General features: G+C 46.0%; 8 protein-coding genes. 3 read left to right on the top strand and 5 right to left on the bottom strand.

The window, feature by feature from the left end; all coding sequences use genetic code 11:
* Positions 1-189: 189 nt before the first annotated feature.
* Positions 190-963 carry an ABC transporter permease gene (locus ACLFWI_RS20320; protein ID WP_446414419.1) on the bottom strand — a complete coding sequence of 258 codons (774 nt, stop codon included), beginning with the start codon at positions 961-963 and terminating at the stop codon, positions 190-192.
* 144 nt (positions 964-1107) lie between these two features.
* Between ACLFWI_RS20320 and ACLFWI_RS20315 the strand changes: the two genes are divergently transcribed.
* From ACLFWI_RS20315 to ACLFWI_RS20305, 3 genes are all read left to right on the top strand, one after another.
* Positions 1108-3063 carry an FAD-dependent oxidoreductase gene (locus ACLFWI_RS20315; protein ID WP_446414418.1) on the top strand — a complete coding sequence of 652 codons (1956 nt, stop codon included), beginning with the start codon at positions 1108-1110 and terminating at the stop codon, positions 3061-3063.
* 189 nt (positions 3064-3252) lie between these two features.
* Positions 3253-3771 (top strand): type IV pilin-like G/H family protein, encoded by a 519-nt coding sequence (locus ACLFWI_RS20310; protein ID WP_446414417.1) that lies wholly within the window; start codon positions 3253-3255, stop codon positions 3769-3771.
* 329 nt (positions 3772-4100) lie between these two features.
* Positions 4101-5129, top strand: coding sequence for an aromatic ring-hydroxylating dioxygenase subunit alpha (locus ACLFWI_RS20305; protein ID WP_446414416.1), 1029 nt, complete (start codon positions 4101-4103; stop codon positions 5127-5129).
* Between the two features lie 275 nt (positions 5130-5404).
* Here the strand turns inward: ACLFWI_RS20305 and ACLFWI_RS20300 are convergent, their stop codons facing one another.
* From ACLFWI_RS20300 to ACLFWI_RS20285, 4 genes are all read right to left on the bottom strand, one after another.
* On the bottom strand, positions 5405-6538 hold the full coding sequence (locus tag ACLFWI_RS20300) for a PAS domain-containing sensor histidine kinase (RefSeq protein WP_446414420.1): 1134 nt from the start codon (positions 6536-6538) through the stop codon (positions 5405-5407).
* Positions 6539-6975: 437 nt separating this feature from the next.
* Positions 6976-7086, bottom strand: a complete 111-nt coding sequence (locus ACLFWI_RS20295; protein ID WP_446414415.1) for a hypothetical protein — start codon at positions 7084-7086, stop codon at positions 6976-6978.
* Positions 7061-7387: a sensor histidine kinase gene (locus ACLFWI_RS20290; RefSeq protein ID WP_446414414.1), complete on the bottom strand. Its 327-nt coding sequence runs from the start codon at positions 7385-7387 to the stop codon at positions 7061-7063. Before ACLFWI_RS20290 ends, ACLFWI_RS20295 begins: the two co-directional genes overlap by 26 nt.
* Before the next feature lie 115 nt (positions 7388-7502).
* On the bottom strand, positions 7503-9374 hold the full coding sequence (locus ACLFWI_RS20285) for a CheR family methyltransferase (protein ID WP_446414413.1): 1872 nt from the start codon (positions 9372-9374) through the stop codon (positions 7503-7505).
* Between the last annotated feature and the right edge of the window lie 15 nt (positions 9375-9389).

The raw sequence follows: 9389 nt of genomic DNA, 5'->3' as shown, positions 1-9389 counted from the left end.
AAATATTTTGCTTTTATTGTGGTATATTTTTTGAAAATGAAAACCCCCTGCTTTTTAAGGGGGACGGGAGGGGGATCGAACAAGGGAAGAGGGGGATCGAACAAGGGGGGATCTCTTATTAAGTAAGGGTTTCAGCCTTAAGTTGACACGGGCGCACGTCGGTGCGCCCCTAAGAATATTTATCTGATATCATAACCTTCGCTCAACTCTCAGCATCCGCTGATAAGATAACCATCCGGCTATTACCATAATTAAGGCAAATACGCCCAAAAACCAAAAATGCTCCCGAATATCCGCCAATCCCGCGCCATTTGCCCAAACACCCAGCAGCGCTTCGTTGATATGGTAAATCGGGTTAAATTGGGCGATGTCTAGCAAGGTGTCGGGGAACAGGGATGTGGGTAAAAATGCACCCCCTAAAATTAACAGAGGTACGCCAAACGCCGCAACCAAGGCGTTTACATCCTCCGTGCGACGGGCAAATTGGGTACCCAAGATGAATCCCACTCCCACATACGCCATAATACTCAGTAGAATAATCAAGACGCCTAAAACTAGAGACCCCTGAAACTTAGCACCCCAACATGCTGCGATCGCATAAACCAAAACCGCTTGACCCCCAGCAATGGCGCTATGGGCGCAAAAGATACCTAGAAAATAGGATATGCCACTTAACGGAGAGATGAACAGACGTTTAAGGGTTTGCTGTTCCCGTTCTCCCACCACCGTCGCTACCGTACCTCCCAGACAGCTAAAAAATAAAGCAGCACCAGCCAACGTCGAGGGGGCGGCATTTTCAAAGGCTTGCGCCATCGACAATTGGGCGCGTTCTGCCAAAATATAACCGTTGAGTAATAATACTGAAATGGGGAAAATTCCCCAAAACACCAAACTGCGGCGTCTGCGCCCCAGTTCAATTAAAATGCGCTGGGCTACAGCAAATGTTTCATGCCAATAGTTCATTTGAATTGTCTCTAGGGGCGGGTTTCATTATTATCCTCTCTAAATGCGAGAACTAACCTTTCAGTGTCATCAGTGTGTGTGACTAACCTCTCACCTCCCTACCCCCATCTCTCCAATAAATCCGTGAAATCAGTGTTTTAAACAATGACCAATGACAAATTAAACAGATTCTACCTTTCCCGACGCACCGCCCTAAAACTGATTGGCGTCGCCGGAGTCGGTAGTCTGATCGGATATTCTCGCTGGGCGAAACCGCAACCGACGGTTATTCAACCAGATACCCTGGATTTACCCCGAAACCTGACTCAGCCTAAATCTGTGGTGGTTGTGGGTGCGGGATTGGCGGGGCTTAGTTGTGCGTATGAGTTGAGTCAACGCGGCTTTGATGTCACCTTATTAGAACGATCGCCTCAACTCGGAGGTAAGATTGCGAGTTGGCAAATTCAGGTGGGTGATCACGCCCTGCGGATGGAACATGGATTCCATGGCTTTTTCCCGCATTATTATAATTTGAATCGGTTGGTGGCTGAGTTGGATATCCAGGATCACTTCCGTTCCCTGGAATTTTACTCCGTGGTTTTTCGGGATAATCAGTATCAGCCAGAAGTCTTTCGCCCTAGTCGTTCTGCTTTTCCCTGGAATGTGGTAGATTTAGCGATCGCGTCCTCAAATCGCTGGCGTTGGGGGATTAATCTGACCAAGTTGAAACATTGGCAGGTATTCCGGGAAATTGGCGGTTTCCAAATCCCCGATAGTTTCCAGCGTTTGGATCAATTATCGGTTGCGGATTGGGTAAAAGGTGAGTTTCCCCAAGGGCTTTATGATCTGTATTTTTTACCCTTTGCTAAATCCAGTCTGAATGCGCCGGATGTGTTGAGTGTGGGCGAATTAATGCAGTTTTTCCACTTTTATTTTTTTGGCAATCCGGAGGGATTGGCGTTTAATGGGACACGCCAGGATATGGGTAGGAGTTTAGTTGAACCGATTGCCCAAGCGATTCAAAATCAGCAGGGAAGGATTGTTACGGAAGCCACAGTGAGTCAGATTCAGTGGCAAGATGGGCAGATTTATTCGATTAGTTATCAACAGGGAAATACTCAACCCTCGGTGCCGTTTTGGGTGAAGCGGAATCGCAGGATAGCAACTGATGAATCCGAGAAGACTGTGGACTATTACGGCGCTGGGGATGCTATGTTTGCCTTGTTTCCAGAGGAGAATCAAGCCATTTCTCTAACCTGTACCCATCAAGGCTGTACGGTACAACGCCAAGGGGATGGTCAGTTTATTTGTCCCTGTCATGGGGCGGTTTATAATTCCCAAGGGCAGGTGATTGCCGGACCCGCAAAACGGGATTTACCCCGGTTTAAACTGATGCAAAGCAGTGAGGATGAGGTGCAACTGGTGGGAATTCCTAACCCAGATTTGCCCCAGGTAGCCACAGAAACGATTCAGGCGGATTATTATGTCTTTGCCACTGATGTTCCCGGTGTCCAACATTTGTTTAAATTGGCACAAGGAGATGTGAATTCCCAGGTGTTTCAGCAGGTGGAACAATTAGCCGTGGCTGATCCTTTTGCGGTTGCCCGATTTTGGTTTGACCGGGATTTTGCTTGGCAACATAGTAATTTTACCTCCCTTTCTGGCTATCGTCTCACCGATAGTATTACTTTGTATCATCGCATCCAAGATGATTATATTCAGTGGCATGAAAAGACGGGGGGAAGTGTGGTAGAATTACATGCTTACTGTTATAAAGAAGACGAGTTTCCCAATCAGCAGGTTCTGTTAACCACTTTTGCACAGGAACTCTATGAAATAGTGCCAGAATTACAAACGGCGACGATGTTACATCGGGAGTTAGTGAATCAGAAAAACTTCTCCGGTTATCCGCCGGGGAGTTATAGTGAACGCCCAGAAACCTATTCAGGTGTGGCGAATCTATTTTTTGCTGGAGACTGGGTAAAAATGCCCTTTCCCTGTGGCTTAATGGAACGGGCGGTAAGTAGTGGATTCCTGGCGGCTAATGGGATTATACACCGGGAAGGATTGCAACAGCGATCGCTGTTATCGGTGAATCCAGAAGGAATTTTTTCGATATAATTTGTCTTATGTCAGAAACCCTGGATACACCGTAGGGTGGGCATTGCCCACCAGCCTTAACAATAGTACAGGTAATTGTCGGGGCGGGTTTAGGGCTTCAATCATGAATATTACCGATAACGTATCAACTTGCACCAGCCCTAACTTTCCTAATCCCAATCCCCTATCCCCAATGGAGAGGAACAAGCTATGATTAAAGGTGCGATCGCGAAATTAGGACTGATTACTTTATTAGCAGGAATCTCGCCAACAGTACAGGCGCAGGAATCGCCTCCCTACATTCCCCAGACAGCCGCTGCTTTGGCGCTGCAAGCGGAAGTCCAAGAGTATTTAAATGCAGTAAATCTGGCGCAATTAAATCACTTTCTGGAGTATTCTCAGTTTGCCACAAGTTTAGCTGAGTTAAATTTGGCGGGGTTCCAAGAGACGGAGAATTATCGCTATTTGATGTTACCTGCAAAGAATCCGCTTCAGGGTATGATTATGATTGCCCAAGCCAAAGATCCGAGATTAAAAAGTTATGCAGGGGCGGCTTTTGTGGTGTCGTCGGGTGAGATTCTTAAGGGGATTGGGGGGATTTGTGAAACGAATTTGCCTTCTACGTCTCCGCCTGTGATTCCAACGGCGCCGATGCTTGCTTCAACGGGGATATTATGTCCCTTTGGTTCTCATGCGTTAACGGATTTTGATCGGGACAGAATATTGTAGGGCTTGCTGAATAAGTATTGGGGAGAGGGGGTGAGGGGGAGATGGGGTGAGGGAGGGGTCTGTGTCAAGCCAGTAGTGGCGTGGCACACCTTATTTGGTGCAATAGATTGGGTTCGTAGTGAGGGCTTCAGCCCTCTCCAGATAGGCGTTAGAGAACTAAAGTTCTCACTACAAACAAAGTGAGATAGGGCGGGTTTTGCTGTTCCGTTATTTCAGTGATAGCTGAGTTGAATTCCTAAACCCGCCCCTACAATTCCTACACCCGCCCCTACAATGGTTAAATCTGCCCCGACAATTAAATTATAATTACAATTTAATTATGACTTAGTATGACCAATTTAGACATTCGCCAACTTGCAGTTAATCTCAATCATTGGTATGTTGTTGCCCGTAGCGATGAGGTGAAATCGCAACCCATCGGCGTAACCCTTTGGCATGAAAACATTGTTCTTTTTCGCGATAGTACGGGTGAAATTCATGCCTTAGAAAACCGTTGTCCTCATCGCCAGGTGCAGTTAAGTCATGGTCAAGTTAAGGGAGATTTGTTGGAATGCGCCTATCACGGATGGCAGTTTAAGTCAACGGGTAATTGTGTTTTTGTTCCCTATTTAGCCGAGAATCAAAAATTGCCGAATTGTACAATTCGTGCTTATCCGGTGCGGGAAAAGGATGGGTTTATTTGGCTGTTTCCAGGGGAGGGTGATAGGAACATTCGACAACCGATGGGACTCCCGGAGTGGGAACATCTGAATTATATTGCCACGGTTTCTCGGATTGACTGTAATGCCCATTATTCGTTTCTAATTGAGAATTTGATGGATATGTATCATGGGCATTTGCATCAGGATTGGCAAGCGTGGGCTGATCCGGTTTTGGTGGATATTGATGAAGATGAACATCGGGTGGATGCTCATTATCAGGCAAAGAGTTATTATAAGATTGATAAGATTTGGTCGATTTCTCAATTATTTTTTCCGGCGCTGCGGCGTTTGCATCCGGAACCGTTGGATGTGAGTTATGTTTATCCCCATTGGGTGTCGAGTTTGGGGGAGGATTTTAGGATTTATTGTTTATTGTGTCCGATAAATTTACGGCAGACTCGTGCTTATTTGGTGCATTTTACGTCGCTGAATGCGTTTTGGCGATTGCATAAGTTACCGATTTGGTTCCGGCGGTGGATTAAGGATAGTTTATTTGGTTCGGCGCAGGGGTTGTTGGATGGGTTGGTGCGTCAGGATGTGCAGATGATTGAGGAGGAACAGTTAGCGTATTTGGCGCATCCGCAAGGGAGGGGGTATGAGTTGAATCGGGCGTTGGTGACTGTGCAACGGTTGATGGGTAAGCAGGGCGAATTGTAGGGGCGGGTTTAGGGTTTTAATGGGGAATCTCACCGATAATGTTTGTGGCAAAACCCGCCCTTGGTTAAGGTATGAGTTGAATCGGGCGTTGGTGATTGTGTAACGGTTGATGGGTAAGCAGGGTAATTTGTAGGGGCGGGTTTAGGGATTTATTGGGGAATCTCACCGATAATGTTTGTGGCAAAACCCGCCCTTGGTTAAGGTTTGATGTATATTGTACGTTGGTGGTGTCGGCGTTGCGTTGATGGGCTAAAGCCCACACTACGAACTACGAACTACGAACCTAACGGAAGGGTGACGGTGAAGGTTGTGCCGATGCCGATTTCACTGTGGACGTTGATGGTTCCACCGTGGATTTCGATGGCTTTTTTGACGATGGATAGTCCGAGCCCAGTTCCGGGTACGTTGCTGACGTTTCTCGCCCGGTGGAAGGGGTCAAAGAGTCGGGGGATGTCTTCTCTTGGTATGCCGATTCCTTGATCTTGAATCTGAAAGCATACATTATGATATGGGTGAGTTAGGGTTAGGTTTATCGTGCTATTCGGCTGGGAATAGTTAATTGCATTGGATAATAGGTTGCCTAATATCTGATAGAGGAGTTTTTCATCTAGACAAACGGAATGATTTGTCCCTTGAGAATTAAACTGAATTGTTTTACTGCTACCGGCGATGACTTGATAGTCTTCGACGATGGTTTGGCAGAATTGTTCTATGTCGAGTAAGGTGGGGTTGAGTTCCAGTTTGTCGGCGCTGGCTTTACTAAATATGAGGACATCATCTAAGATTTTGGTTATCCGCCGCACGGCTTTATCGGTTCGGTTGAGTAATTGATTGCATTTGTCTTCGCTTAAGCTGTCGTGAGAACGGGCGAGGAGTTGCGCGGAGACGTAAATCATGTTCAGGGGGGTGCGGAATTCGTGGGAGACGGTTTGGATAAAGCGCGATTTGAGTTCGCTGAATTCTTTTTCGGCTTCTAATTCTCGGCGTAAGTTTTCGACTTGATGGCGATAACTCATGTCCCGAATTAACCAGCGCAATCCGACGATTTGAGATTGGGGGTTGATTATGGCAGAAATGGAAATGTCCGCCGGAAAGGGTTCACTCTGACGCGGTTGCAGGGATAGTTCCCAGTCTCTATACAGTAGGGTGCTGGGAAATTCTGGGCAGGATAAGTTGGTGAGTCGGTTGAGTTGGGTGTGAAAGGTGGGTCTGTTCGCATCGGTGACAAATACGGCGAGGGGTTTGCCGATAAGACGCTTTTTATCTATATTCAACAGGGTGGCGGCGGCTTGGTTGGCATCTTGAACTACTCCGGATGCGGTGGTGATTAGATAGCCGTCGGGGGCGAATTCAAATAACTCTTGATACCGTAGGCGTTCGTCTTCTGTGGCTTGATGCGCTGCTGCAATTTCTTGATTCCGTTCTTGGATTTCTTCGACAGCGACTTGTAATTCTTCTAGGGTGGTGGATAGTTCAGCAACGGTTTCGGCTAGCTGAATTGAGCATTGATTGGGTGAAATGTCAGCTTCAGGTTCAGCCTCTGCTAAGCGCTGCTGGGCTTTTTGAATATGATCGTTAATGGCTTCGGTTAAGGTGTCTGAGGATAAATTCAGTTTTTTTTTGCCGATTGGTTAGTATTCATGGTTTTCTCCATCACATCATCGGTGTCTAGGTTATTCAGATTTTTCTATAGTTAATGCCACATGTTATTGATGATTGCGTTAAAGTTTAAATAAAGGCTATACAGCCTGTTCTGCTTTGGATTATAATATTTTTTAGGATCAGATTCTTCTAACTAGAGGACGATTCAAATTTATCTGGCTATCTCAAAACGGTTGTATCACATTTAGTCGGGACAGGGCTTGCCCTGTCCCGACTCGAATTTTTTTGAGTTTCGGATGGGTAAAGTTACGGTAAATGTAGTGCCAATGTCAATCTGGCTTTGGACAGATATCATCCCTTGATGCAAATCCACGGCTTTTTTGACGATCGCCAGTCCTAAGTCCTAGTCCTGTCCCATGCATTATACCCGTATTCTGGGCGCGATGGAAGGGTTGAAACAGATGATTTTGGTCATTTGGGGGAATACTGATACCGCGATCGCGAATTAATAGTATGGCTTGATTCTCCTCACGATTCAGTTCAAAATCTACGGGATCACCGTTGGGTGAGTATTTCCGGGCATTTGTAAGTAAATTACTCAACATTTGCCGCAACAGTTTGGGGTCATTTATGATTAGTATCTGGGAATTCATCATTTAGACAGGGCGGGTTCAGTGACATTGGGGCGGGCAAAAAACGATAGTCATGAAACCCGCCCCTACACAGAGATGCGATGGGAGAAGCTTCTCTACATTGCACCCCATCACCCCCTCACCCATCGTCTTGATTCACTTCATGTATCAACATAATCGTGCCGTGTAATTGTTCTTCTATCCCTTTCAAGCCGTGGAACGTAACCTGACATTGAATGGATTGACCTCGGCGATTAATCGCATCCACCATGATTGTCTGATGATTTTCCTCGCCCTGAAAACATTTACGGATTGGTTCGCACAACTGATCCACAGGTAAGCCAATATCCAAACTCAGTAGGGATTTGTCTTGTACCTCGTCACTGCGTAGTCCCCAGAATTCCTCAGAATATTCATTCCAACGGATAATCTTAAATTCGTGGTCTACAATAATCACCCCAGCTTGGAAACTTTCCAAAACTGACCCTAAAAACGCATTGGCTTGGTTGACTTCATCCGTTCGCAGCCGCAATTCATCATTCATTGTCCGCAATTCTTCATTGGTAGACTCGAGTTCTTCATTCATTGTCTCCAATTCTTCGTTCGTCGATTGCAGTTCCTCGTTCGTGGTTTCTAACTCCTCGTTCGTGGATTGCAGTTCCTCGTTTGTCGTTTCTAGTTCCTCATTACTCGACTGGAGTTCCTCATTCGCCGTCTCCAGTTCTTGGGTGGACTTTTCATATTTATTACGCAGTTGGGTGTAGCGAGTGACATCATGAAACGAAATGCTCACTCCTAGTAAATAATTACCATTACCGTTTTCCTTTAAGGGAGTAATTTGCACATCAAAATACTGAGTCTTATCAGACTGCTCCCGTGCCACATCGTTAATTGTAATTGACGTGCGATCGCGATAGACATCATCGATGAGAGACCGCAGTTCTAGGGGACGGTAGGAAAGTTCCAAATCTTGAAACAGTTTGCCCAGATCTTGCCGTTTGATATCAAACATTGACCGGGCGATCATATTTGCCAACACTAAGTAACCATTGACATCAACAATAATTTGGGCAATGGGTGAGGTATTAAACGCCGCTTCTCGTAGCCGCACCCGCTCAGACAGACGCGCACTCGATTCTTTATCCCCAGCTTGGGCGAATATCATCAGGCGATCGCTCAGTTTCGGTTTGGCTACTTTGGTAAAGAGGCGGTGCTGTAAATTTAAGGGTTTAAATAGATTGCTATTAGTTAACATCATCTCCGCTTTGCCCAAAAATAGAGCGCCGTTATCCTTTAGGGCAAAGTTAAACCGTGCCAAAATCCGCTTCTGAGTTTCCGCATTAAAATACATCAGCGTGTTGCGGCAAATCAGTATATCCAGTCGGGAAATTGGCGCATCTTGAACTAAATCATTGCGACCAAAAATTACCACACGGCGAATATCAGGTCGGAATACATACTGATTGCCGACTTGATCAAAATAGCGCTGTCGCCATTCCTCGGAAAGGTTTTCTAAGGCTTTGGCATCATAGCGTGCCCAACGCGCTTGATTCAAGGCTTCTTCGTCTACATCCGTGGCATAAATTTTCACTCGCTGGCGAAATTGTTCAAACCCCATCATTTCTGCCAAAAGTATGGCGATAGAATAGGCTTCTTCTCCCGATGAACACCCCGCACTCCAGACACGGATTTGCTCTTGCCTATTCTTTTGTTGCAACAGTTGTGGCAGGAGTTGATGGTGTAAATAGTCCCAGGCTTCGGTATCCCGGAAAAATGCGGTAACGTTAATTAAAATTGTATTGAACAGCGGCTCAAATTCTTCCGGATGAACTTCTAGGTAGTCCAGATAATCGCCAAAGTTATCAATCTTGTGAGACTGCATTCGCTTGGTTACCCGCCGCTTAAGCGTGGAGCGTTTGTAGCCTGTGAAATCAAAGGCGCGTGTTTCTTTTAGGTACTCCAGTAGTGATTCAAAAATTCGATTTTCTTCTCGTTGTTGGTCATTGGTCATTGGTCATTGGTCATT

Origin of the sequence: Coleofasciculus sp., assembly GCF_046539235.1 — a bacterium.
Taxonomy (GTDB): domain Bacteria; phylum Cyanobacteriota; class Cyanobacteriia; order Cyanobacteriales; family Coleofasciculaceae; genus Coleofasciculus.
Note: the sequence above shows the minus strand (reverse complement) of the source record. Positions and strands in the feature narration are given on the sequence as shown.

What these genes read in the sequence shown, in the direction of transcription:
- ACLFWI_RS20320 (WP_446414419.1), bottom strand. Translation starts at nt 963, where the DNA reads ATGAACTATTGGCATGAAACATTTGCTGTAGCCCAGCGCATTTTAATT.
- ACLFWI_RS20315 (WP_446414418.1), top strand. Translation starts at nt 1,108, where the DNA reads ATGACCAATGACAAATTAAACAGATTCTACCTTTCCCGACGCACCGCC.
- ACLFWI_RS20310 (WP_446414417.1), top strand. Translation starts at nt 3,253, where the DNA reads ATGATTAAAGGTGCGATCGCGAAATTAGGACTGATTACTTTATTAGCA.
- ACLFWI_RS20305 (WP_446414416.1), top strand. Translation starts at nt 4,101, where the DNA reads ATGACCAATTTAGACATTCGCCAACTTGCAGTTAATCTCAATCATTGG.
- ACLFWI_RS20295 (WP_446414415.1), bottom strand. Translation starts at nt 7,086, where the DNA reads ATGATATCTGTCCAAAGCCAGATTGACATTGGCACTACATTTACCGTA.
- ACLFWI_RS20290 (WP_446414414.1), bottom strand. Translation starts at nt 7,387, where the DNA reads ATGATGAATTCCCAGATACTAATCATAAATGACCCCAAACTGTTGCGG.
- ACLFWI_RS20285 (WP_446414413.1), bottom strand. Translation starts at nt 9,374, where the DNA reads ATGACCAATGACCAACAACGAGAAGAAAATCGAATTTTTGAATCACTA.